Annotated in this window: 22 protein-coding genes; 2 read left to right on the top strand and 20 right to left on the bottom strand. The window is 54.0% G+C overall.

Translation table 11 applies throughout. The features are described from left to right. Window positions 1-43 precede the first annotated feature (43 nt). From rpoS to cysG, 13 genes are all read right to left on the bottom strand, one after another. Window positions 44-1,030: an RNA polymerase sigma factor RpoS gene (rpoS, locus tag KWG64_RS09455; protein WP_095923512.1), complete on the bottom strand. Its 987-nt coding sequence runs from the start codon at window positions 1,028-1,030 to the stop codon at window positions 44-46. A 51-nt stretch (window positions 1,031-1,081) separates the two neighbouring features. Next, window positions 1,082-2,101, bottom strand: coding sequence for a murein hydrolase activator NlpD (gene nlpD / locus KWG64_RS09450; protein ID WP_195816447.1), 1,020 nt, complete (start codon window positions 2,099-2,101; stop codon window positions 1,082-1,084). Window positions 2,102-2,334: 233 nt separating this feature from the next. Beyond that, window positions 2,335-2,961, bottom strand: a complete 627-nt coding sequence (locus KWG64_RS09445) for a protein-L-isoaspartate(D-aspartate) O-methyltransferase (protein ID WP_195825652.1) — start codon at window positions 2,959-2,961, stop codon at window positions 2,335-2,337. Then, window positions 2,951-3,715: a 5'/3'-nucleotidase SurE gene (gene surE, locus KWG64_RS09440; RefSeq protein WP_218521768.1), complete on the bottom strand. Its 765-nt coding sequence runs from the start codon at window positions 3,713-3,715 to the stop codon at window positions 2,951-2,953. Before surE ends, KWG64_RS09445 begins: the two co-directional genes overlap by 11 nt. Further along, window positions 3,696-4,742: a tRNA pseudouridine(13) synthase TruD gene (truD, locus tag KWG64_RS09435; protein ID WP_218521912.1), complete on the bottom strand. Its 1,047-nt coding sequence runs from the start codon at window positions 4,740-4,742 to the stop codon at window positions 3,696-3,698. Before truD ends, surE begins: the two co-directional genes overlap by 20 nt. A 22-nt stretch (window positions 4,743-4,764) precedes the next feature. Next, on the bottom strand, window positions 4,765-5,238 hold the full coding sequence (ispF, locus tag KWG64_RS09430; RefSeq protein WP_101078465.1) for a 2-C-methyl-D-erythritol 2,4-cyclodiphosphate synthase: 474 nt from the start codon (window positions 5,236-5,238) through the stop codon (window positions 4,765-4,767). Next, complete coding sequence (gene ispD / locus KWG64_RS09425) at window positions 5,238-5,957, bottom strand: 2-C-methyl-D-erythritol 4-phosphate cytidylyltransferase (protein ID WP_218521767.1); 720 nt, start codon at window positions 5,955-5,957, stop codon at window positions 5,238-5,240. Before ispD ends, ispF begins: the two co-directional genes overlap by 1 nt. Before the next feature lie 2 nt (window positions 5,958-5,959). Next, entirely contained in the window at window positions 5,960-6,280 is a 321-nt protein-coding gene (ftsB, locus tag KWG64_RS09420; RefSeq protein ID WP_152324014.1) for a cell division protein FtsB, read from the bottom strand. A gap of 224 nt (window positions 6,281-6,504) precedes the next feature. Further along, complete coding sequence (locus KWG64_RS09415) at window positions 6,505-6,870, bottom strand: DUF3561 family protein (RefSeq protein ID WP_218521766.1); 366 nt, start codon at window positions 6,868-6,870, stop codon at window positions 6,505-6,507. Between the two features lie 59 nt (window positions 6,871-6,929). Then, window positions 6,930-7,553: an adenylyl-sulfate kinase gene (gene cysC / locus KWG64_RS09410; protein ID WP_218521765.1), complete on the bottom strand. Its 624-nt coding sequence runs from the start codon at window positions 7,551-7,553 to the stop codon at window positions 6,930-6,932. Between the two features lies 1 nt (window position 7,554). Continuing rightward, window positions 7,555-8,982: a sulfate adenylyltransferase subunit CysN gene (gene cysN / locus KWG64_RS09405; protein WP_165061531.1), complete on the bottom strand. Its 1,428-nt coding sequence runs from the start codon at window positions 8,980-8,982 to the stop codon at window positions 7,555-7,557. A gap of 13 nt (window positions 8,983-8,995) precedes the next feature. Next, window positions 8,996-9,904, bottom strand: a complete 909-nt coding sequence (gene cysD, locus KWG64_RS09400) for a sulfate adenylyltransferase subunit CysD (protein ID WP_101078459.1) — start codon at window positions 9,902-9,904, stop codon at window positions 8,996-8,998. A 10-nt stretch (window positions 9,905-9,914) separates the two neighbouring features. Beyond that, entirely contained in the window at window positions 9,915-11,339 is a 1,425-nt protein-coding gene (gene cysG, locus KWG64_RS09395; RefSeq protein WP_218521764.1) for a siroheme synthase CysG, read from the bottom strand. Window positions 11,340-11,682: 343 nt separating this feature from the next. On the opposite strand from cysG, the gene KWG64_RS09390 reads away from it, so the two are divergent. Next, window positions 11,683-12,720, top strand: coding sequence for an aminopeptidase (locus KWG64_RS09390; protein WP_218521763.1), 1,038 nt, complete (start codon window positions 11,683-11,685; stop codon window positions 12,718-12,720). Window positions 12,721-12,881: 161 nt separating this feature from the next. Here the strand turns inward: KWG64_RS09390 and KWG64_RS09385 are convergent, their stop codons facing one another. The 4 genes from KWG64_RS09385 to KWG64_RS09370 all read right to left on the bottom strand — a co-directional run bounded on the left by KWG64_RS09385 (window position 12,882) and on the right by KWG64_RS09370 (window position 18,572). Then, window positions 12,882-13,619, bottom strand: coding sequence for a phosphoadenylyl-sulfate reductase (locus KWG64_RS09385; protein WP_104924446.1), 738 nt, complete (start codon window positions 13,617-13,619; stop codon window positions 12,882-12,884). Between the two features lie 24 nt (window positions 13,620-13,643). Continuing rightward, window positions 13,644-15,380 carry an assimilatory sulfite reductase (NADPH) hemoprotein subunit gene (gene cysI / locus KWG64_RS09380; RefSeq protein ID WP_218521762.1) on the bottom strand — a complete coding sequence of 579 codons (1,737 nt, stop codon included), beginning with the start codon at window positions 15,378-15,380 and terminating at the stop codon, window positions 13,644-13,646. A 39-nt stretch (window positions 15,381-15,419) separates the two neighbouring features. After that, complete coding sequence (gene cysJ / locus KWG64_RS09375; RefSeq protein WP_218521911.1) at window positions 15,420-17,222, bottom strand: NADPH-dependent assimilatory sulfite reductase flavoprotein subunit; 1,803 nt, start codon at window positions 17,220-17,222, stop codon at window positions 15,420-15,422. 345 nt (window positions 17,223-17,567) lie between these two features. Next, on the bottom strand, window positions 17,568-18,572 hold the full coding sequence (locus KWG64_RS09370) for a hypothetical protein (RefSeq protein WP_218521761.1): 1,005 nt from the start codon (window positions 18,570-18,572) through the stop codon (window positions 17,568-17,570). A gap of 168 nt (window positions 18,573-18,740) precedes the next feature. Here KWG64_RS09370 and queD point away from each other — a divergent pair, with 168 nt between their 5' ends. Further along, window positions 18,741-19,100: a 6-carboxytetrahydropterin synthase QueD gene (queD, locus tag KWG64_RS09365; RefSeq protein ID WP_218521760.1), complete on the top strand. Its 360-nt coding sequence runs from the start codon at window positions 18,741-18,743 to the stop codon at window positions 19,098-19,100. Window positions 19,101-19,236: 136 nt separating this feature from the next. Here the strand turns inward: queD and queE are convergent, their stop codons facing one another. The 3 genes from queE to pyrG form a co-directional block, all read right to left on the bottom strand. Beyond that, the gene (gene queE / locus KWG64_RS09360) at window positions 19,237-19,908 is read right to left on the bottom strand and encodes a 7-carboxy-7-deazaguanine synthase QueE (protein ID WP_101078526.1); all 672 of its coding nucleotides are present in this window, start codon (window positions 19,906-19,908) and stop codon (window positions 19,237-19,239) included. A gap of 165 nt (window positions 19,909-20,073) precedes the next feature. Continuing rightward, complete coding sequence (gene eno / locus KWG64_RS09355) at window positions 20,074-21,378, bottom strand: phosphopyruvate hydratase (RefSeq protein WP_101078452.1); 1,305 nt, start codon at window positions 21,376-21,378, stop codon at window positions 20,074-20,076. Window positions 21,379-21,453: 75 nt separating this feature from the next. Beyond that, window positions 21,454-23,091, bottom strand: a complete 1,638-nt coding sequence (gene pyrG / locus KWG64_RS09350) for a glutamine hydrolyzing CTP synthase (protein WP_152324024.1) — start codon at window positions 23,089-23,091, stop codon at window positions 21,454-21,456. Window positions 23,092-23,252 lie beyond the last annotated feature (161 nt).

Here is a 23,252-nt window from a genome sequence, read left to right as displayed (position 1 = left end):
TACCGAACTGTCTTTCCAGTGAACAGTTTTTCTTAACGAAAAGTTATTCGCGGAACAGTGCTTCGATGCTCAGCCCTTGTCCTTGCAGGATTTCACGCAGGCGACGCAGACCTTCTACCTGAATCTGACGAACACGTTCACGTGTCAGGCCAATCTCACGACCTACATCTTCCAGCGTCGCAGCTTCATAACCTAACAGGCCGAAACGACGCGCCAGAACTTCACGCTGTTTTGCATTCAACTCGAATAACCACTTCACGATACTCTGTTTCATATCGTCGTCTTGCGTGGTGTCTTCCGGGCCGTTGTCTTTTTCATCCGCCAGAATATCTAACAGCGCTTTCTCTGAGTCACCGCCCAACGGGGTATCTACAGAGGTAATACGCTCATTCAGGCGCAACATACGGCTGACGTCATGCACCGGTTTGTCGAGTTGCTCAGCAATCTCTTCAGCACTCGGCTCATGGTCCAGTTTATGTGCAAGTTCGCGTGCGGTACGCAGATAAACGTTCAGTTCTTTAACGATGTGAATTGGCAAACGAATGGTACGGGTTTGATTCATGATCGCCCGTTCAATCGTCTGACGGATCCACCATGTTGCATAGGTAGAGAAACGGAAGCCGCGCTCAGGGTCAAATTTTTCAACCGCACGGATCAGACCCAGGTTACCTTCCTCGATCAAATCCAGCAGTGCCAGACCGCGATTACTGTAGCGGCGGGCAATTTTAACCACCAAACGCAGGTTACTTTCAATCATACGGCGGCGGGAAGGAACATCTCCCCGCAACGCGCGTCGTGCAAAATAAACTTCCTCTTCTGCGGTCAGCAGAGGGGAATAACCGATTTCACCGAGATACAGTTGAGTTGCGTCCAGCACTCGTTGGCTTACAGCCTGCGACAACAATTCTTCTTCAGCATCGTTGTCGGCAGTCTCTTCGACTATTGCTTTCTCGTCAAAGGCTTCAGCGCTGTTCTCATCGAAATCTACATCATCATGTAACTCGTTAACTTTCAGCGTATTCTGACTCATAAGCTGCTCCTACCCGTGGTCCCGAGGGCAGAATCGATGCTCTGCCCGGATTTATCGCTGCGGAAGATAACGCAGCGGGTTTACGGATTTCCCCTTGTAACGAATTTCAAAATGCAATCTTACTGAACTGGTTCCGGTGCTACCCATCGTCGCTATTTTTTGTCCCGCCTGCACTTCTTGTTGTTCCCGGACCAGCATTGTATCGTTATGTGCGTAGGCGCTCAGGTAATCATCATTGTGTTTGATGATGATTAGATTACCGTAACCGCGAAGAGCATTACCGGCATAAACAACACGCCCCGAGGCAGTTGCTACGACAGCTTGTCCACGCGAACCAGCGATATCGATCCCCTTATTTCCCCCTTCAGCAGCAGAGAAATTATCGATAATTTTCCCGTCAGTCGGCCATTTCCATGTGGAAACCGGACCGCCATTATTCGTTGAGGTGGCGACGGGAGTGCTGGCTACAGCAACAGGTGTTGTGGTGGTGACTGCACCTGATGTAGGCAACATCTTACCTACATTCTGTTTACCAGAAGATTCAGAATACGTGGTAGTTGGTTGAGATGCAACCACAGAACCTGTGAGCATTCCCCCAGTTGGAACTTTCGGAACACCGCTATTTGTGGCGTCTGTGACGGCCGTCGTACTGCTCGTGCTGGCGGCAGACGAAACGTTATTTATCTGGACTGTCTGACCCACTTCGAGGCTGTACGGAGCAGGGATATTATTGCGCGCAGCAAGGTCCCGGAAGTCATTGCCGGTGATCCACGCGATGTAGAATAAGGTGTCTCCGCGCTTCACCTGATAGGTGCTGCCGCTGTAACTTCCCTTAGGGATTGAGTTATAGCTGCGGTTGTACACAATGTGTCCGCCAGGGCCGACGGCAGGTGCCATTTGCGGAGGGGAATTCAGAGTATTCTGACTGCTGCTGCCGCTGTTTCCGCCGCCATTAACGCTGCTGATCGGCGCGGATGTGTTGGAATTGTTCGAACATCCCGCCATCCAGGCACTGATAAATGTACACACTGCAATGCGGCTTAGTGTTTTTATTGGGCTTCCCGTGCTCATATTTTCCCCCGTTACGGCAATCTCAGAATATCTCTTTATCCGCGCACACCGCGCCAACTGGCGCTTTTCGTGTCATCTGACACTGTACGCGCAGGCGACATGCCCGTTCAGGTTTTCACCCGGAACAGACCGTGCCATAAAAAACTGTAGTGGATGCTATCAACATCGCCAGTACAGCACCATATAACAGTTGTATTTAAATTTTAAGGGGTTAGTCCTGCGCGCGTCAGGGTTCAGGCCAGTTCGCCTTTCACCAGCGGCACAAAACGGACAGCTTCGACGGTCTCCGCAACGAAATCGTCACCACGCCGGGTCACGCGCTGGAGAGTCTGGCTTTCTTCGCCGACGGGCAACACCATCACGCCGCCCTCGTCGAGCTGTTGCAGTAAATCTTGAGGTATTTCAGGCGGTGCAGCGGTAACAATTATGGCATCAAAGGGGCCACGTGAAGGCCAGCCCTGCCATCCATCGCCGTGACGCGTGGAGACGTTATGCAAATCGAGCTGCTTGAGACGCCTTTTGGCCTGCCACTGCAACCCTTTGATACGCTCAACCGAGTACACATGTTCAACCAGATGCGCCAGAATGGCCGTCTGGTAGCCCGATCCGGTGCCGATCTCCAGCACGCGGGATGTCGGCGTCAGGCGCAGTAATTCCGTCATTCTCGCCACGGTATAAGGCTGAGAAATGGTCTGGCCTGAGCCAATCGGCAACGCGGTATTTTCATAAGCTTTATGCTGAAACGCCTCATCCACAAAGCGCTCACGCGGTACGGACTCGATGGCATGCAGCAGTTTTTCATCATGAATGCCCTGCAGCCGGAGTTGCTCCAGCAGGTTATACATCGGCTTATTCACCATTCGCGCTCACCCCGGCCTTTTCCAACCATGAGACCACGACATCCTGCGCCACGTAGGCGGTCAAATCCACCTGCAATGGCGTCACGGAAACATAACCTTGCGCGACCGCCGCAAAATCGGTGTCAGGTGCGACGTCAAACTTATCGCCCGGCGGACCAATCCAGTACAAGTCTTGCCCGCGCGGGTCCTGCTGACAAAATACCTGCTCAGCAGGATGGCGGCTACCGCAACGCGTCACCTTAATCCCTTTGATTTCGGAAAGTGGCAGGTCCGGAACGTTAATATTCAGAATTTTGCCAGTACGAAGAGGTTCGCGCGCCAGCGCCCTGAGCAGCCGGCAGGTAATAATCGCTGCGGTGTCATAATGCTGATGGCCGTCGAGTGAAACCGCCAGCGCAGGAAATCCCAGATGACGCCCTTCCATGGCCGCCGCGACGGTGCCGGAATAAATCACATCGTCGCCCAGATTCGGGCCTGCATTGATGCCGGAAACGACAATATCCGGCTTCGGGCGCATCAGCGAATTGACGCCGAGATACACACAATCCGTCGGCGTGCCGTTGATGACCGCGGTATCGCCGTTCGGATAGGACTGAATACGTAACGGACCGTCGAGCGTCAGCGCGTTTGAGGCGCCGCTGCGGTTACGGTCAGGGGCGACCAGCTTTACATCCGCGAATTCACGTAGCGCGCAGGCCAGTGCCTGAATGCCGGGAGCCAGTACGCCGTCGTCGTTACTCAGTAATATCCGCATTCATTTCATCCAGATGCATCAGTTCACGCACTACGCTGGTGGCGTAACTGCCCGCCGGTAGCCAGAATTTAAGTTCCAGAGTGACGTCATCCCAGCGCTGCCATTTCATCTGCAAAGGCTGGAGCATAATGGCGCGACGCGCAGGTTCTACACGCTCGCGTTTGAGCAGTGAAAGCAAATCTTCCTGCCCGGCCAGACAAGCCAGCTCAAAGGCTTCGGCCTCTTCTGCCGTGCCTAACGCTCCGTCTCCCGGCAAGGGCGCAGTCACCAGCAGTTCGCCGCTTTCGACACGCGGTTGCAGCGATTCAAACTCTTCCGCTTTCGCCACAAACCAGCTGCCGCGGCCACTGAGTTGTAACGCATCGCCCAGTATTGCCTGACGGACGGTGCCTTCTGCCAGGCGCTGGCTGGCGACAATGTTAAACATCGCACTGCGGCTGGCGGATAAATAGAAACTGCGTTTGGCGCGCTCTTTAGGGCGTGCTTCATTGGTGGCCCAGCGTTTTGCCTGCACCAGATTATTGCCGCCGCGGCCAAAACGCTGCGTGCCGAAGTAGTTCGGTACGCCCTGCTCAACAATTTTCGCCAGACGTGCTTCGACATTATCGATATCACTTATCTGTCGCAAAACCAGCGTAAATTCATTGCCTTTCAGGGTGCCGATACGCATTTTCTTGCGATGGCGCGAGGCGCGGATCACTTCGCACCCTTCGAGATTGAACTGGCTCAAATCAGGATCTGCCTTGCCGGGCAGATGCAGGCAAAACCACTGTTCTGTTACCGCGTGCCGGTCTTTAAGCCCGGCGTAGCTGACATCGCGCGGATGCACTTTGGCAAAACGCGCCAGCTGCTCGGCAACAAACTGCGTGTTGCAGCCATTTTTACGGATCCGCACTAAGAGATGTTCACCTTCGCCATCCGGTTCAAACCCCAAATCCTCTTCGACGATAAAGTCTTCCGGATTGGCTTTCAGCAGGCCGGTAGCAGTGGGTTCACCCAGCAACCAGGTGAGACGCGACATATCTATCATGCGGTAATCTTCCACAACATCATTCCTTAATCAGCAGTGCAACGGCTTCGCAGGCAATACCTTCGCCACGGCCGGTGAAGCCCAGTTGTTCAGTTGTGGTCGCCTTAACGTTGACGTCGTCCATATGGCACTGCAAATCTTCGGCCAGGAATACGCGCATTTGCGGGATGTGCGGTGCCATTTTCGGTGCCTGAGCGATGATCGTGATATCGAGATTGCCCAGTTTGTAGCCTTTTGCACGAATGCGACGATAGGCTTCGCGCAGCAGTTCACGGCTGTCCGCGCCTTTGTAGGCCGGGTCGGTGTCAGGGAAAAGCTTGCCGATATCACCCAGCGCCGCCGCGCCAAGCAGTGCGTCAGTGGCTGCATGGAGCGCAACGTCGCCGTCGGAGTGCGCCAGTAACCCCTGCGGATAAGGAATACGCACACCACCGATCACCAGCGGGCCTTCGCCGCCAAACTTATGTACATCAAAACCGTGACCGATACGCATTATGCGTTCTCCTCCTGATACAAGCGGGTTAAGTAGAATTCAGCCAGCGCCAGATCTTCTGGTCTGGTGACTTTAATATTATCGGCCCGCGCCGGGATCAGCATAGGATGAAAACCACAATATTCCATTGCGGAAGCTTCATCAGTGACCACAGCGCCTTCATTCAGTGCGCGGCGCAGGCAGGTTTTCAATAATTCGAGAGGGAAGAATTGCGGCGTGAGCGCATGCCAGAGTTCCTGACGATCTACCGTATGGGCGATCGCATGCGCGCCGGGCTCACCGCGTTTCATGGTGTCACGAACCGGCGCGGCGAGGATCCCGCCAATTTTGCTGATCGCAGAAATAGCCAGAAGGTTTGTCAGATCATCGGGATGCAGACAAGGACGCGCAGCGTCATGCACCAGCACCCAGCCATGATCGCCCGCGGCCTCAAGGCCTGCCATCACAGATTCGGCGCGCTCATTTCCACCGGTAACCAGCTGGATCCGGGGATCACTGGCGACGGGCAACTGCCGGAACTGCGTGTCATGCGGGCTCAGCGCCACAATAACTTTGGTGACGTTGCTGCTGTGCAACAAGGCGCGAATCGAGTGTTCTATCAGCGTCTTACCGCCGATAGTCAGATATTGCTTGGGACATTCTGCCTGCATACGGCTGCCGATTCCGGCAGCAGGTAACACGGCAATGACCTCTGGAAGGGAAACTGCAGTATGGCTCATGGCTATTGATTCGGGTTGCTTTGCGATACGGTGCTGCCCGGCGCACGTTTGTTGTCAGGCACCAGGCGATAGAAAGTCTCACCGGGCTTGATCATGCTCAGTTCGTTGCGTGCGCGTTCTTCGATCGCTTCCTGACCGCCGTTCAAATCGTCGATTTCTGCGAAAAGTTGATCATTACGTGATTTCAGTTTGCCGTTATTAACTTGTTGCACCTGAACGTCATCGTTTACACGAACGTAATCGTGAATACCATTCTTGCCCAGCCACAGTGAATACTGAAGCCAGCCAAGTAAAATCAGTAAAAGCAGTGTTAGTTTGCCCATCCCCGCCCCCTAAAAAAGCCGGACAATCATCCCACAACTTTCCTTCTGACTCCACTGTGGCAGGGTAAATGCCTGCGAGAATCAGACTTACGCACTCAATTATGGGTGAGAATGACACAATGGGTTACATCGTGAAGGAGAATTGCAGGGAAAACCGCCGGAAAAACGCAGGGCCGCCGGACGACATCCCTGAAGAAAAGGAACCGGAAAAGAGTCAGCCTGACTCACCAGCCCGATAGAAATGAGAAGACCGTCCAGAACATGCTGATCACGCAGATTGCGCTGGTCACCGACGTTTTAAACCAGCTGCCGCGAAAGAACATGCTGAGCGCAATGCCAATCAGAACGGATACAGGCATGAGCGCCAGAAAGAAAGGCCAAGTGTAGAGCAGGAAAAACAGGGTGTTGGATCCGTAGACCAGGAAAGGGATCGCAAAGGCCAGCCAGTAAAAGACGAAGCCAATGAATCCGCCCTGCATAGAGTAGGACGGCTCGTCGTTGTCTGCACTGTCTGTGACCTGCGCCAGCCTCTGATAGCGGGTGTTTTCGACCCGGATCCGGCTGACAAGTCTGCTGAGTAAAGCCTGCATAGATGATCCCTGTATTCAGTGTAAACCGGCACGCTCTCTGGCGTTTGGCCGGCAAACATTCAGGGATTGATAATAGCGCGCTGACGCATCACATCTAATAATTGGGGAACCAAATGTGTTACCAATTGTTCACCCTTAAGATGCACATCCGGCACTTCCGGCGGCTGATATTCAGAGTCAATTCCGGTGAAATTCTTCAGTTCACCCGCGCGCGCTTTCTTGTATAAACCTTTAGGATCACGCGCCTCGCAAATCGCCAGCGGTGTATCAACGAACACTTCAATAAACTGCCCTTCCCCGAGCAAATTACGCACCATGTCCCGCTCAGCGCGATGAGGAGAAATGAAGGCGGTCAGCACGACCAGACCGGCATCCACCATCAGTTTTGCCACTTCACCGACGCGGCGGATGTTTTCGCGACGGTCGTCATCCGTAAACCCTAAATCACGGCAAAGCCCGTGGCGGACGTTGTCGCCATCAAGCAGATACGTGCTGATGCCCTGCGCATGCAGCGCCTGCTCCAGCGCGCCCGCTACCGTGGATTTCCCCGAGCCCGAAAGCCCGGTGAACCACAGAACTGCGCCGCGATGACCATGCTGTTTCTCGCGATCCGCGCGCGTCACCGCGTGCGGATGCCAGACAACATTGTCGTCTTTTAAGAAAGAGCCGTTTTGCAACGTCATCTTATTTTCCACCCAGCAAATCGCGCGCGCCCCAGTGCGGGAAGTGGCGGCGAACCAGGCTGTTCAGTTCCAGCTCAAACGCGCTGTATTTATCCGCTTCCTGATAAACTTCTTCCAGCGCTTCGCGAACCAGACCAGCGCCCACGGTCACGTTCGTCAGGCGATCGATAAAGATCATCCCGCCGGTCACCGCGTTACTCTGGTAATTATCCAGCACCAGCGGTTCGTCAAAGGTCAGTTCGACCAGGCCGATACCGTTGAGCGGGAGGTTTTCCACCACACGCTGAGTCAGTGAGTTGATCTCGACCTGATACTCGATGTTTTCCACGCGCGCACGGGCTTTCTTGCCACCGACTTTGATGTCATAGCTTTGGCCGACGCTCAGCGGTTGCTCCGCCATCCACACCACGTCCACTTTCGCATTCTGCACCGGTTTAACGGTTTCATCCGCGTCCACCAGCGTATCGCCGCGGCTGATATCACGTTCGTCGGCCAGCACCAGCGTGATCGCTTCGCCTGCCCAGGCTTCCTGCAAATCACCGTCAAAGGTCACGATGCGTGCCACGGTAGATTCCACACCAGACGGCAGAACTTTCACTTTCTGGCCGACGCGGACAGAACCGGACGCCAGCGTTCCGGCATAACCGCGGAAATCGAGGTTTGGACGGTTCACATACTGCACCGGGAAACGCATCGGTTGCTGTTCGCGAATGTTAATAATGTTGACCGTTTCCAGCACGTCGAGCAGCGTTGGTCCGGTATACCAGCCCATTTTCTCGCTTGGCGTCGCCACGTTATCGCCTTCCAGCGCGGAAAGCGGAACAAATTTGATGTCCAGATCGGTCGGCAGTTGCTGTGCGAAATCCAGATAATCCTGTTTAAATTGCTCGTACACAGACTCGCTGAAATCGACCAGATCCATTTTATTCACAGCCACAACCAGATGGCGGATCCCCAGCAGAGTGGCGATAAAGCTGTGGCGACGGGTTTGATCCAGCACGCCTTTACGGGCATCGATCAGCAGGATCGCCAGATCGCAGGTCGATGCGCCGGTCGCCATATTACGGGTGTACTGTTCGTGTCCCGGCGTATCCGCGATGATGAACTTACGCTTTTCAGTGGAAAAATAACGATAAGCCACATCGATGGTAATACCCTGTTCGCGTTCCGCTTGCAGGCCATCAACCAGTAAAGCCAGATCCAGTTTTTCGCCCTGCGTGCCGTGACGTTTGCTGTCATTGTGCAGCGAGGACAGCTGGTCTTCGTAAATCTGGCGGGTGTCGTGCAGAAGACGCCCGATCAGCGTACTTTTGCCGTCATCGACGCTGCCACAGGTCAGGAAGCGCAGCAGGCTTTTGTGTTGCTGAGCGTGCAGGTAAGCTTCGACGCCGCCCTGCTCCGCGATTTGTTGTGCAATTGCATTATTCATTAGCTGCGGCTCCTCAGAAGTACCCTTGACGCTTTTTCAGTTCCATCGAACCGGCCTGATCGCGGTCGATCGCCCGCCCCTGACGCTCACTGGTCGTGGAAACCAGCATCTCTTCGATGATTTCCGGCAGCGTTTGCGCTTCGGATTCCACGGCGCCGGTCAGCGGCCAGCAACCCAGCGTACGGAAGCGCACCATTTTCTTCTCGATCACTTCGCCCGGCTGGAGATCAATACGATCGTCATCCACCATCAGCAGCATACCGTCGCGCTCGAGAACCGGACGCGGCGCGGCCAGATAGAGCGGAACGATTTCAATATTTTCCAGATAGATGTACTGCCAGATATCCAGCTCGGTCCAGTTGGAGAGCGGGAACACGCGGATGCTTTCGCCTTTGTTAATCTGGCCGTTGTAGTTGTGCCACAACTCAGGACGCTGGTTTTTCGGATCCCAGCGGTGGAAACGATCACGGAACGAGTAAATGCGTTCTTTTGCACGGGATTTTTCTTCGTCACGGCGTGCGCCGCCGAAAGCTGCGTCAAAACCGTATTTGTTCAGCGCCTGTTTCAGCCCTTCGGTTTTCATGATGTCAGTGTGTTTGGCACTGCCGTGAACGAACGGGTTGATACCCATCGCCACGCCTTCCGGGTTTTTATGTACCAGCAGCTCGAAACCGTAGTTTTTCGCTGTGCGGTCACGGAACTCGTACATTTCGCGGAATTTCCAGCCGGTGTCCACATGCAACAGCGGGAACGGCAGCGTGCCCGGGAAGAAGGCTTTGCGAGCCAGATGCAGCATCACCGAGGAGTCTTTCCCGATGGAATACATCATCACCGGGTTGGCGAATTCAGCAGCCACTTCACGGATGATATGGATACTCTCCGCCTCCAGTTGCCGCAAATGAGTCAGTCGTTTTTCGTCCATAACAGATCCTTTAAGCCAAATTCACAACCGACGGACGTTGAGTCCCGTCAGTCTCAGGATGATGCCCAAACCACGCCAGTTGCTGATGAAGTGCCACCACTTCACCAATCACCAGCAGCGCCGGTGCAGGCGCCTGTTGAGCCAGATGTTCAAGATTATCGAGCGTGCCGGTCAGCACCTGCTGATCGGCTCGCGTTCCCCGTCCGATGACCGCGACAGGAGTCGTTGCTGCACGTCCATGAGCGATCAGCTGCTGGCTGATTTCAGCCGCTTTGAGCGTCCCCATGTAAATCGCCAGCGTTTGTTTTCCTTTGGCGAGCGTCTCCCACTGCACGCCGTTATCATCAGAGCGGCAATGCCCTGTCACGAACATCACGCTCTGCGCATAATCACGGTGCGTCAGCGGGATGCCGGCATACGCCGTTGCGCCAGCGGCAGCGGTGACACCCGGAACGACCTGGAAAGGAATTCCGGCCGCTTTCACTGCCTGTAGTTCTTCACCGCCACGTCCGAAGATGAACGGGTCGCCGCCTTTCAGGCGCACAACTTTTTTCCCCTGCTGCGCCAGTTCGACCAGCAGACGGTTGGTTTCTTCCTGCGACACCGAGTGGCTACCCGCCCGTTTGCCGACACAAATTCGGTCCGCGTCACGGCGGACTAAATCCAGCACGTCACCGCTGACCAGATAGTCATACAACACCACATCAGCCTGCTGCATAACCTGCAAACCGCGTAAGGTGAGCAATCCTGCATCACCCGGCCCGGCGCCGACCAGCGTGACATTGCCGTTTTGCGCGATGTCTTCCGCACTTTCTAACTGTTCTTGCAACGCTTGCTCCGCCTGTGCGAGTTTCCCCGCAGAAGCCAGGCTGGCAAAGCGCCCGGAAAACGCCTGCTCCCAGAAGCGGCGGCGTGCGCGCAGGGAACTGAACTGCGCTTTGACTTTTCCGCGCCAGCGACCGGCGATATCCGCCATTTGCCCCAGGCTGTTCGGCAGCAATGTTTCGAGTTTTTCACGCAACATTCTTGCCAGCACCGGCGCTTTACCCCCGGAGGACACCGCAACCACAATCGGCGAGCGGTCAACTATCGAAGGAAAGATAAAGGAACACTTAGGCTGATCGTCAACGACGTTCGCCAGAAGATGACGCTGAGTGGCCTGTTCAAACACTTCCGCATTCAGCGCGGCGTCATCAGTGGCGGCAATCACCAGAAACACATCGTCGAGCTGCTCTGGCAGAAATGCCTGCGCCAGCCAGCTGACTTCATTGGCATGTTCACGTTGTTCCAGCTCGGGGGAAAGTGCCTGTGCAACTATCCGAACTTGTGCGCCCGCCCGCAGGAGAAGATCTATTTTGCGGGCAGCGACTTCGCCACCACCAACAACCAGCACCGGGCGTTGTTTGAGGTCGGCAAATATTGGTAGATAGTCCACAAAGGCCTTTATTGATTGTCAGGATTAATCATCAAACTATACGTGCAGGCAATAATTGATCTGAAATGACGAAAAGGAATGATTAGTTACTAAATGGAATATAGCGCGCCGTCAGGGGGCTGCTTTTTTTATACTCCTGTCAGTCTGAATATTTTTCATGACCTCTTCCGGCTATTCCGGGCACAAAAAGAGCGGTTTGAGATAACGGGAAATTGTCTATTGGCGCGGACAATCGCATACTATATCGCCTGCAAATATATCGCCCACAAAGACCGCCACACGCGGCCTGTCAGGTGTAGTGCCCTTTCCGGTCATTTTGACCCGCAAACAAGGATTTTTGGCTATGTTCTCTTTTTTACGCATGAAGCGGACGCTGCTCGCCATCGGGCTGAGCGGCGTCTTAATGGGTCATGCGGTGGCTGCCTCGTCGCCACTTCCGGCGATGGGTGAAATCGCCAGTCAGCAAATTCGTCATATCGCGACCTATTTTCCGGGACGCATGGCAGGCAGCCCTGCTGAACTTATCGCGGCAGATTACCTGAATCAGCAATTCAATAAATTAGGTTATAAAAGCGATCTGCGCGGATTCGATACCCGCTATCTGTACACCAGCAACGACGGCAAAAAGAACTGGCAGAATATTCACGCCACGTCCGTTATTGCCGCCCGCACCGGCGACGTGCCGCAACAGATTATTGTGATGGCGCATTTTGATACTTATGTGCCGCAAAGCGACAGCGATACCAACCATAATCTCGGCGGCCTGACCTTGCAGGGCGTGGATGATAACGCCTCAGGCGTCGGTGTGATGCTTGAACTGGCCGAACGCATGCAGGCCATTCCCACGCATTACAGCCTGCGATTTGTGGCGCTGAGTGCCGAAGAAACCGGTGCGAAAGGGGCAGAAGATTTTGTGAAGCGCATGAGCGCCGAAGAGAAGAAAAACACACTGCTGGTGATCAACCTGAATTCACTGATTACCGGCGACAGGCTGTATTTCAACAGCGGCGTGAATACGTCGGCGGCGGTGGCAAAACTAACCCGCGTCCGCGCCATGAAGATTGCGCACAGTCTGGGGATCCCGGCGGAAAGCCATGATAATACGCATTGCTGCGACGGCATCGGCGCGCTGGATGAAGCGCGATTACCGCTGCTGAACGTGACCGCCACGAATTATGCATTAGGCAAGAAAGATGGCGAGCAACAACGCGCCGTCAGCAGCCACTTCCCCCTGGGCACAACACGCTATCAGAGCCAGTTCGATAACCTGCAATATCTTGATACCGCGCTGCCGGGCCGCATTGAAAAACGTTCGCGGGATACCGTGAAAGTGTTATTCCCGCTGCTCAGGGATCTGGCGAAACCGGCGAAACACGCCTGATTTAAATAAGAGTCGTAGAGACGCTAATAACAGGAATCCCCTAAATAATTCGGGTTGCAGGAAGGCGGCAAGTAAACGCATCCCCGGGAGCATAGATAACTATGTGACCGGGGTAAGTGCACGCAGCCAACGCATCTGCAACCCGAAGTATGACGGGGATTTTATTCGTGCAGGCCGCACTCTCTTTTCAGTCCAAAAAAGCGAGTGTCTTCTTCCTTCATCCCTTCTTCCCACTTTTTCGTGGTGTGGGTATCGCCGACGGAAAGATAGCCCTGGTCCCACAGCGGATGGTAGCTGAGGCCATGTTCTTTCAGGTACTGGAAGACCTGACGGTTATCCCAGTCAATGATCGGCAGGATTTTAAACACACCACGCTGAACCGCCAGCACCGGCAGATGCGCACGGCTGCCGGACTGTTCGCGCCGCAGACCGGCGAACCAGGTCTGCACGCCGAGCGTTTGAATCGCACGATTCATCGGCTCAACTTTATTGATGTGATTGTACTTCTCAATGCCTTCAACGCCCTGCTCCCACAGTTTGCCGTAACGCGCTTCCTGCCAGGCAGGCGATTGCTCCGCACGGAAGATCTGCAAGTTCAGACCGAGCTGTTCGGTTAACGAATCAATGAACTGATAGGTTTCCGGGAACAGATAACCGGTATCCGTGAGGATCACCGGAATGTCCGGTTTCTGCTGCGTCACCAGATGCAGGCTCACTGCGGCCTGGATACCAAAGCTGGAAGACAACGCAAATTCACCGGGCATATTCTCCAGCGCCCACTGCACACGCTCTTGGGCAGACAGCTTTTCAAGGCTGACGTTAATTTCCGCCAGCGCCATGGCCTGTCCGGACTTCGGCATGTCGTTCAGTTCGGCCAGAGTCAGATTCAATGAACTCATGGTGCCTCCTGTCAGTCGTAACGGTTAATCGTAGAAATCACGGGCCGGATCAAGCACCGGCCGGATGATCCCCGCGCGGATCACGTAATCACCAAAACCTTCCCCGGTTTCGCGCTCTTTTGCCCAGCGCCCTACCAGTTCGTCGATGATCGTCAGGATCTCTGCGTCTGAAATATTTTCGCGGTACATCCGCGGAATGCGCGTCCCGGCGCGGTTACCGCCGAGGTGCAGGTTGTAACGGTTAAGGGCTTTGCCCACCAGACCGATTTCCGCCAGCAGCGCGCGGCCACAGCCGTTCGGGCAGCCGGTCACACGCAGAACGATGTGTTCATCACCCACGCCATGACCGTGCATAATGCCTTCCACTTTGGTCACAAACTCCGGGAGGAAACGTTCGGCTTCCGCCATCGCCAGCGGACACGTCGGGTAAGACACGCAGGCCATTGAGTTTTTACGCTGCTCGGTCACACCGTCGTCGATCAGGCCGTGATTACGCGCCAGCGTTTCGATCGCGTCTTTGTCTTTTTCGGCGACACCGGCCACGATCAGGTTCTGGTTAGCAGTTAGCCTGAAATCGCCTTTGTGGATCTTAGCAATTTCTGCCAGACCGGTTTTCAGCGGCTTGCCCGGATAATCCAGAATACGGCCATTTTCGATAAACAGGGTAAGGTGCCACTGTTTGTCGATGCCTTTCACCCAGCCGATACGATCGCCGCGGCCGGTGAATTCGTAAGGGCGGACTTCAGCGAACTGAATTCCCGCGCGCTTTTCCACTTCGGCTTTAAATACCGGCACGCCAACGCGTTCCAGCGTGTATTTCGTTTTGGCGTTTTTACGGTTGGTACGGTTACCCCAGTCCCGCTGCGTGGTCACCACGGCTTCGGCCACGGCCAGCGTTTTCTCCAGCGGGATAAAGCCCAGCTCGCTGGCGGTACGGGCGTAAGTCGCTTTATCGCCGTGTGCGATAGAAAGACCGCCGCCGACCAGTACGTTAAAACCGATCAGTTTGCCGTTATCTGCAATCGCCACGAAGTTCAGATCGTTCGCATGAAGATCAACATCGTTCTGCGGCGGGATCACCACGGTGGTTTTGAATTTACGTGGCAGATAAGTTGCGCCCAGAATCGGCTCTTCGTCGGTGGTTTCGACTTTTTCCTGATCCAGCCAGACTTCGGCGTAAGCACGGGTGCGCGGCAGCAGATGTTCGGAGAGCTTTTTCGCCCATTCATAGGCTTCGCGATGCAGCTCAGATTCCACCGGATTCGACGTACAAAGTACGTTACGGTTAACGTCGTTGGCGGTCGCCAGCGCATCCAGACCGAGTTTATTCAGCAACTGATGCACCGGTTTTACGTTCGGTTTCAGAATGCCGTGGAACTGGAATGTCTGACGGTTAGTAATACGGATGCTGCCGTAGAGCGTGCTGTCTTCGGCAAATTTGTCGATGCCAAGCCATTGCGCAGGCGTCATCACTCCACCCGGCAGACGGCAACGCAGCATCATGGCGTGACGCGGCTCCAGCTTTTGCTCAGCACGTTCAGCACGAATATCGCGGTCGTCCTGCTGGTACATGCCGTGAAAACGGATCAACAGGAAATTGTCACCGTTGAAACCGCCGGTCAGGCCGTCTTTTAAATCATCGGCAATGGTTCCGCGCAGGAAATCACTTTCCTTTTTCAGGCGTTCGGCGTCGGCCAGAGGCGCATCGACAATCAGCGGACCGGGGCCGGGATTGAGTTCACTCCACAACTTTTTGCTCATAAGTTTTTACTCATCGCTCTAATTTTTATAAACGCCAGATCAGTAGACGTCACGCTGATAGCGGCGATCCAGACGCAACTCGCTGAGATATTCGTCGGCGGTTTCCAGATCCATCACGCCATATTCGGCAATGATCTCCAGCAGCGCCTGCTCTACGTCTTTCGCCATACGGTTGGCGTCGCCGCAAACATAGACGTGCGCGCCTTCCTGCAACCATTGCCAGACTTCAGCGCCGCTCTCGCGCAGCTTGTCCTGTACGTAAACTTTTTCCGCCTGGTCACGCGACCACGCCAGACTGATGTTGGTCAGCAGGCCGTCTTTCACGTAGCGCTGCCATTCCACCTGATAAAGGAAATCGTCGGTGAAGTGCGGATTGCCGAAGAACAGCCAGTTTTTGCCGCTGGCTCCGTCGTTATCACGCTGCTGGATGAACGCGCGGAACGGCGCAATCCCGGTGCCCGGCCCGATCATAATGACCGGCGTTTCAGGATTAGCCGGCAGACGGAAGTTGTCGTTATGCTCAATGAAGACTTTCACTTCGCCGTCTTCTTCCAGACGGTCGGCCAGATAACCTGACGCGCCACCGGAACGCGGGCGGCCATCAATGTCATAACGCACAACGCCGACGGTGATATGCACTTCGGATTCGGTTTCGGCCTGCGACGAGGCAATCGAATACAGGCGCGGCGTCAGCGGACGCAGTAAATCCACCAGCTGCTGAGCGTCGAGTTCAGTCGGTGCGCGGCGCACCATGTCAACGAACGGCACGGTTTGCGCGTATTGCAAAAGCGCAGGTTTGTCGGCCAGCAACCCGGTCAGATGTTCGTCGCGGCAAAGCGCGGCGTATTTCTCAATGATTGGCGTGGTGTTTTGCGTCAGCTCGATATGATGCTGAAGGGCTTCAGACAGCGGCAATGATTTGCCATTGATGTCGACCGTCTCATCGCCTTTCAGCCACAGCAGTTCCACGACTTCCTGCACCAGTTGCGGATCGTTTTCAAACCAGATCCCCAGCGCATCGCCCGGCTGGTAACGCAGACCAGAATCACCGAGCTCGATTTCCAGATGACGCACATCTTTATCTGAATCGCGGCCGGTGATTTTCTGGTTCACCGCCAGCGTCGCCGTCAGCGGTGCTTCTTTCGTATACGGGCTGCTGTCGACCTGATTCACACTGCCCGCCAGCGTTGGCGCGGCTTGCGCGGAAGTGTCAGCTGGCACGCGCTGTTTCAGCACTTCAACAATGCGCTTGCGCCATTCGGCGGCAACCTCTTTATATTCAACGTCTGCATCCACACGGTCTGTCAGACGCTCCGCGCCCAGTTCGCCCAGACGCGTATCGAAGTCTTTACCCGCCTGGCAGAAGAATTCATAAGAGGTATCGCCAAGCGCGAACACCGCAAAGGCCGTGTCCGTGAATTTCGGGGCTTTTTTGGATTGCAGGAATTTATGCAACGCGACGGCTTCTTCCGCCTGCTCGCCTTCGCCCTGCGTCGACGCCACAATCAGCAGCAGTTTTTCCTGCGCGATTTGCTTGAATTTGTAATCACCGGCATTCACCAGATTCACATTCAGTTTTGCGGCAATCAGGTCATCACGTAACTGTTCGGCCACGCGGCGGGCATTGCCGGTTTGCGAGGCAGAAATCAGGGTAATGGATGCGGCTGCCTGCACTGGTGCCGGCGTGGTGACAGTGCCCGATTGCTGGTTAACCATCCCCCAGAAATAACCTGAAAGCCAGGCCATCTGAGTCGGTGAATAATCACTCGTTGCCGATTGAAGTCGTGCCAGTTGCTCGGGGGTCAGCGGGAGCAGTGAAATTGGAGGAGCCTGAGTCGTCATCGCAGTACGAATTCCCTTATGCATAAGCCAGTCATCAATCCGGCCTTCAGCGGCTTTCAGGGGATACCTTCGCGCGGAAAAGACCTTCAGAAAGTGTAAGGTTAACGAGCCGGATAATAACAATTAAAGAAGTGATGGAAATAATAAATAACCAAAATGACTAAGAGGATTTAGCGGTAAGTTCTATCTGAAATAGTGGTAAAGGGCGTTTTTTATCGTACTGAAATCGCTATAAAATTTCCCACACAGTTCGCGGGCATTTTCAAAGTGACGGAAAGTAAAAGAAAAACCCCGCCGGAGCGGGGTGATGAAATTTTTTCAGGACACGGCTTTTACGCTCAAGTCTCAGAGATGGAAGGCGTTATGCTGCTCGAACCACGCAAACTGACCGGCGGCAAAGACCGACATTTTACTGCCACTGTGGCCAATGTCAGACAGGTCCATAAAGTGCCAGTTGAAAGGCGTGTTGTTCTGTTCGGCACGCTGCTGGGATGTGGTGAAATAGCTTTCTGCACGTTCCAGCCGGTTAGTCCCCTGCGCCATCGCCTGTTTGGATTTACGCAGCAGATGATTTTCCGGATCGTCATCTTCAGCGCCCACGGCAATCAGCACCGGTTTCGCAAAATAATCATTGAGCTGTTGCTGGTTTACCGCCACCGGCGCTTCACGCAAACCATACGGCCAGCGCTGATCGGTGTCCGGCAATGTCCACCAGCCTGCCGCCGCGCAGACGGCAGCTTTGACATTCGGCTCAGGCAATAACGTCAGCATGCGGTGAACAAACTGGCAGCCTGCGCTGTTCCCGAACAGATAGTATTGCTTCTGGCCGGTCACGCCCTGCTTTTGCAACGTCGTAAACAGATTATCGACCATGCTGAACGTCCACTGAGATTTTGGCAGACGGCGGTGCGTTTTGCTGTCCACCAGATTTCCGAGGTTATACCCCGCCGCACCCGGGAATTCCTGTTCGCTGAAATGCGGCACGATGACGCGCAAATGGTACTGATCCGCGACGGTTATCCAGTCATTACGGTAGGTTGCCGCGTTGCGGTCAACGCCGGTCATGACCATCACTACCGGCGTATTTTCATCAGCCCCTGCTGGCTGGTAGGTGAAGACTTCCAGCATCTTTTTACTCTGAGCCAGAGGAACATGCATGACCCCGGCACCCGGCGGGAATATCAGCGGAGCTTTGGGCATTGCCGTTTTGGCGACCGGTGGCACTTTTGCCGCAGGCTGAACGGTTTTAGCCGCGGCGGGCGCGACTTCCTGTGCGGGAGCCGTGGTTTCTGCCTGCACGCTGGCAGAGAACAACAGCGCCAGAACAGCGCAACGAAGCACAGTAATCATTCACTATCTCAACAGGTTAGTTTCTACCGGCTCACTGTAAGCCAGCAATGTGGGCGGAGTAAAGAGAGTAAAAGTCAGGATTTGGTGAAGAAAAGCGCAGTTAAGTCATGGCACGTAAGCCGGTATTCCGGTACTATGCCGCGTTTTTTCGAGCAACGAGACAGCCTCATGACCACCACATTATTTAAAGATTTTCAGTTCGAAGCCGCACACCATTTACCGCATGTCCCTACCGGGCACAAATGCGGCCGGTTGCATGGCCACTCTTTTACCGTTCGTATAGAAATCACCGGTGAAGTGGATCCGCACACAGGCTGGGTAATGGATTTCGCCGATCTGAAAGCAGCATTCAACCCGACGCTGGACCGCCTCGATCATTATAATCTGAATGATATTCCGGGCCTGGAAAACCCAACCAGCGAAGTGCTGGCGGAATGGATCTGGAATGAGATGAAGCCGAAGCTGCCTCTGCTTTCCGCCGTGCGCGTGAAAGAAACTTGCACAGCGGGTTGCGTCTATAAAGGCTGAACTATCCCATCCGATCCCCAAAATCATTCGTGTTGCATCAAGGCGGCAAACGAATGATCCCCGGGAGCTTACATCAGTAAGTGACCGGGGTGAATAAGAGCAGCCAACGCAGAGGCAGCGCGAAGGATGCAGGGGATCAGGCGATGTTGAGATATTTATGGGTCTGCATCGACAGCCGCCAGTTCTTTGCAATGCAGGTCGCAATGCAAAGTTTGGTGGCTTCTTCTTTTTGGCTGATAGGCTGCAACGCGATAATGCGTGATTTGCTGTCGGTCAGCGTTTCCAGCAACGCTTCCAGTGCGTCGATATCACGCTGACGCGCCACCGGATGTTTCACTTCATCAGCACGTTTCAGCGCCTGCGGCAGAATGTCGTATCCACCACGCATATTCACTTTAGGTGAAACGGTGACCCAGGTATTCACTGAACAACGCACTTCATGCGTGCCGCTGGTTTCAATCTGACAACTGAAGCCGTTTTTCTCGAGCAAAGAGGTCAGCTCGGTCAGGTCATAAATACACGGCTCACCGCCGGTAATCACCACGTGACGGGCGGTGTAACCCTGTTGTGCGATGACGTCCAGCAACTGTTCTGACGTCGCGTTACCCCAGGCATCACTCTCTTCGGTTTTGACCAGAATGCGCTGCATATCGACTTCCCGATCGGCAATTTTATCCCAGGTGTGTTTGGTGTCGCACCAGCTGCAACCCACCGGGCAGCCTTGCAGGCGCACAAAAATCGCCGGCACGCCGGTAAAATAACCTTCCCCTTGCAGGGTTTCGAACATCTCATTAATCGGGTACTGCATCGTTTTCTCAGTCATCTCTAAAAAATCAGCGCGCATTATCACAGATAAGACGGGTGAGGCCAAACTTGTGCTGTAAATGAGTATGGCAGATTTGCCCGTCGCCATTTTTCGGGCATAAAAAAACCCGCCGGAGCGGGTTTTTAAGAAAGCGTTACGGGGCAGTAATTACTGACCTTTAACTTCTTTCAGACCGTTGAACGGAGCAGGAGTACCCTGTGCCGCCAGCGCTTCTTCGATACGGATCAGCTGGTTGTATTTAGCAACACGGTCAGAACGGCTCATAGAACCGGTTTTGATCTGGCCAGCAGCAGTACCGACCGCCAGGTCAGCGATGGTTGCATCTTCAGTTTCGCCTGAACGGTGAGAGATAACGGCAGTGTAGCCAGCATCTTTAGCCATTTTGATCGCAGCCAGAGTTTCGGTCAGTGAACCGATCTGGTTGAATTTGATCAGGATGGAGTTAACGATGCCTTTGTCGATACCTTCTTTCAGGATCTTGGTGTTGGTTACGAACAGATCGTCACCCACCAGCTGGATTTTGTCGCCCAGAACTTTAGTCTGGTAAGCGAAGCCAGCCCAGTCAGATTCGTCCAGACCGTCTTCGATAGAAACGATTGGGTACTGCTTGGTCAGGTCTTCCAGGAAGTGAGTGAACTCTTCAGAAGTGAAAGCTTTGTTGCCTTCGCCAGCCAGAACGTATTTACCGTCTTTGTAGAATTCAGATGCTGCACAGTCCATCGCCAGGGTGATGTCTTTACCCAGCTCGTAGCCTGCTGCTTTCACTGCTTCTGCGATAACAGCCAGAGCTTCTGCGTTAGAACCCAGGTTTGGCGCGTAGCCACCTTCGTCACCAACAGCAGTACCCATGCCTTTAGATTTCAGAACTTTAGCCAGGGTGTGGAAAACTTCAGAACCCATACGGATGGCTTCTTTCAGAGTTTTCGCGCCAACAGGCTGAATCATGAACTCTTGAATATCAACGTTGTTATCCGCGTGTTCGCCGCCGTTGATGATGTTCATCATAGGCAGTGGCATAGAGTATTTGCCTGGGGTGCCGTTCAGTTCTGCGATGTGAGCGTACAGTGGCAGACCTTTAGAAGCAGCAGCCGCTTTAGCAGCAGCCAGGGAAACAGCCAGAATCGCGTTAGCACCGAAGTTAGATTTGTTTTCGGTACCGTCCAGGTCGATCATGATTTTATCGATGTTAGCCTGGTCTTTCGCGTCTTTGCCCAATACAGCCTGAGCAATTGGACCGTTAACAGCAGCAACGGCTTTCAGAACGCCTTTGCCCAGGAAACGGGATTTGTCACCGTCACGCAGTTCCAGCGCTTCGCGGGAACCGGTAGAAGCACCTGATGGCGCAGCAGCCAGACCAACAAAACCACCTTCCAGATGAACTTCAGCTTCTACAGTCGGGTTACCACGTGAATCGATGATTTCGCGACCGATGACTTTAACGATTTTGGACATTAGGATTTCCTCAGTACAAGTTAACTAAAGCTTCAGACAAACGACGCATCTGCGACACGTCGTTTCCCCTGTATTTTATTTTACCTGACGCTTCTGATACTCACCGGCAGCCTTCACGAAGCCTGCAAACAACGGATGACCATCACGCGGCGTAGACGTAAATTCTGGATGGAACTGGCAAGCAACAAACCACGGATGGTTTGGCAGCTCGATAATTTCCACCAGTTGCTTATCGCCAGAGCGACCGGCTACGCGTAAACCTGCGGCTTCGATTTGTTTCAGCAGCATATTGTTCACTTCGTAACGGTGACGATGGCGTTCAACTATTGTCGGCTCGCCGTACATCTCGCGAACCAGGCTACCCTCGTTCAGGTGACATTGCTGACCACCTACACGCATGGTTCCGCCTAAATCACTGTCTTCGGAACGTACTTCGACGTTACCTTCTTCATCGCGCCATTCAGTGATGAGGGCGACTACCGGGAACTTACAGTCTGGCACAAATTCCGTTGAGTTGGCGTTATCCATACCCGCAACGTTACGGGCAAACTCAATCAACGCAACCTGCATACCCAGACAAATACCCAGATAAGGAATGTTGTTTTCACGCGCATAACGGGCTGTCGCGACTTTCCCTTCCACACCGCGGTAACCGAAGCCACCCGGGATAAGGATTGCGTCCAGGCCTTTCAGCACTTCGACGCCACGGGTTTCGACATCCTGTGAATCGATAAGTTTAATGTTCACGGTCAGGCGATTTTTCAGGCCACCGTGTTTGAGCGCTTCAATCACAGACTTATAGGCGTCTGGCAGCTCAATGTACTTACCGACCATACCAATGGTGACTTCACCGCCCGGATTAGCTTCTTCGTAAACAACCTGTTCCCACTCGGACAGATTGGCTTCCGGCGCGTTGATGCTGAAACGTTTACAAATATAGTCGTCCAGCCCCTGAGATTTCAATAGGGCCGGGATTTTATAAATGGAATCAACATCTTTAAGTGAGATAACCGCTTTTTCCGGCACGTTACAGAACAGCGCAATTTTTGCACGTTCGTTAGCAGGAACAGCGCGGTCAGAACGACAGATCAGCACGTCTGGCTGGATACCGATAGACAGCAGTTCTTTAACAGAATGCTGAGTCGGTTTTGTTTTCACTTCACCGGCAGCGGCCATGTACGGCACCAGCGTCAGGTGCATGTACAGCGTATGTTCACGGCCCACTTCAACCGCCATCTGACGAATCGCTTCCAGGAATGGCAGGGATTCGATATCACCGACAGTACCGCCAATTTCAACCAGCACGACATCATGGCCTTCGCCGCCTTCAATGATGCGTTCTTTGATGTTGTTGGTGATGTGCGGGATAACCTGAATGGTCGCGCCGAGATAATCGCCGCGGCGCTCTTTGCGCAGCACGTCAGAATAGATACGGCCAGTGGTGAAGTTATTACGGCGGGTCATCTTGGTGCGGATGAAACGCTCATAGTGACCCAGATCGAGATCGGTTTCAGCGCCATCTTCGGTAACGAAGACTTCGCCGTGTTGAGTTGGGCTCATCGTACCCGGATCCACGTTGATATACGGGTCCAGTTTCATGATGGTCACGTTGAGGCCACGGGCTTCGAGAATAGCCGCCAGAGAGGCTGCGGCAATGCCTTTACCCAGAGAGGATACGACCCCGCCGGTCACAAAAATATAATTAGTTGTCATGCTGAACCTGAGAGGTTAGGTTTAAAGATGATGGAATAACCAAGACGGGAAAACAGTATACCGGAACCTTGTGTGCGCCACAAATAATCGTTTTGCTGTCCATCATCGTTTCCTTGCCGTCAGTTCAGAAGGGTTTTGCCTTTCGGCCCTTTCCTCTCAGT

This window comes from Rahnella sp. PD12R, assembly GCF_019200965.1.
Classification (GTDB): Bacteria; Pseudomonadota; Gammaproteobacteria; order Enterobacterales; family Enterobacteriaceae; genus Rahnella; species Rahnella laticis.
This window is presented reverse-complemented; position numbering and strand designations above follow the sequence as displayed.

Coding starts and splice junctions, on each gene's coding strand:
- rpoS (WP_095923512.1), bottom strand. CDS start 1,030: ATGAGTCAGAATACGCTGAAAGTTAACGAGTTACATGATGATGTAGAT.
- nlpD (WP_195816447.1), bottom strand. CDS start 2,101: ATGAGCACGGGAAGCCCAATAAAAACACTAAGCCGCATTGCAGTGTGT.
- KWG64_RS09445 (WP_195825652.1), bottom strand. CDS start 2,961: ATGGTGAATAAGCCGATGTATAACCTGCTGGAGCAACTCCGGCTGCAG.
- surE (WP_218521768.1), bottom strand. CDS start 3,715: ATGCGGATATTACTGAGTAACGACGACGGCGTACTGGCTCCCGGCATT.
- ispF (WP_101078465.1), bottom strand. CDS start 5,238: ATGCGTATCGGTCACGGTTTTGATGTACATAAGTTTGGCGGCGAAGGC.
- ispD (WP_218521767.1), bottom strand. CDS start 5,957: ATGAGCCATACTGCAGTTTCCCTTCCAGAGGTCATTGCCGTGTTACCT.
- ftsB (WP_152324014.1), bottom strand. CDS start 6,280: ATGGGCAAACTAACACTGCTTTTACTGATTTTACTTGGCTGGCTTCAG.
- KWG64_RS09415 (WP_218521766.1), bottom strand. CDS start 6,870: ATGCAGGCTTTACTCAGCAGACTTGTCAGCCGGATCCGGGTCGAAAAC.
- cysC (WP_218521765.1), bottom strand. CDS start 7,553: ATGACGTTGCAAAACGGCTCTTTCTTAAAAGACGACAATGTTGTCTGG.
- cysN (WP_165061531.1), bottom strand. CDS start 8,982: ATGAATAATGCAATTGCACAACAAATCGCGGAGCAGGGCGGCGTCGAA.
- cysD (WP_101078459.1), bottom strand. CDS start 9,904: ATGGACGAAAAACGACTGACTCATTTGCGGCAACTGGAGGCGGAGAGT.
- KWG64_RS09390 (WP_218521763.1), top strand. CDS start 11,683: ATGTTCTCTTTTTTACGCATGAAGCGGACGCTGCTCGCCATCGGGCTG.
- KWG64_RS09385 (WP_104924446.1), bottom strand. CDS start 13,619: ATGAGTTCATTGAATCTGACTCTGGCCGAACTGAACGACATGCCGAAG.
- cysI (WP_218521762.1), bottom strand. CDS start 15,380: ATGAGCAAAAAGTTGTGGAGTGAACTCAATCCCGGCCCCGGTCCGCTG.
- cysJ (WP_218521911.1), bottom strand. CDS start 17,222: ATGACGACTCAGGCTCCTCCAATTTCACTGCTCCCGCTGACCCCCGAG.
- KWG64_RS09370 (WP_218521761.1), bottom strand. CDS start 18,572: ATGATTACTGTGCTTCGTTGCGCTGTTCTGGCGCTGTTGTTCTCTGCC.
- queD (WP_218521760.1), top strand. CDS start 18,741: ATGACCACCACATTATTTAAAGATTTTCAGTTCGAAGCCGCACACCAT.
- queE (WP_101078526.1), bottom strand. CDS start 19,908: ATGCAGTACCCGATTAATGAGATGTTCGAAACCCTGCAAGGGGAAGGT.
- eno (WP_101078452.1), bottom strand. CDS start 21,378: ATGTCCAAAATCGTTAAAGTCATCGGTCGCGAAATCATCGATTCACGT.
- pyrG (WP_152324024.1), bottom strand. CDS start 23,091: ATGACAACTAATTATATTTTTGTGACCGGCGGGGTCGTATCCTCTCTG.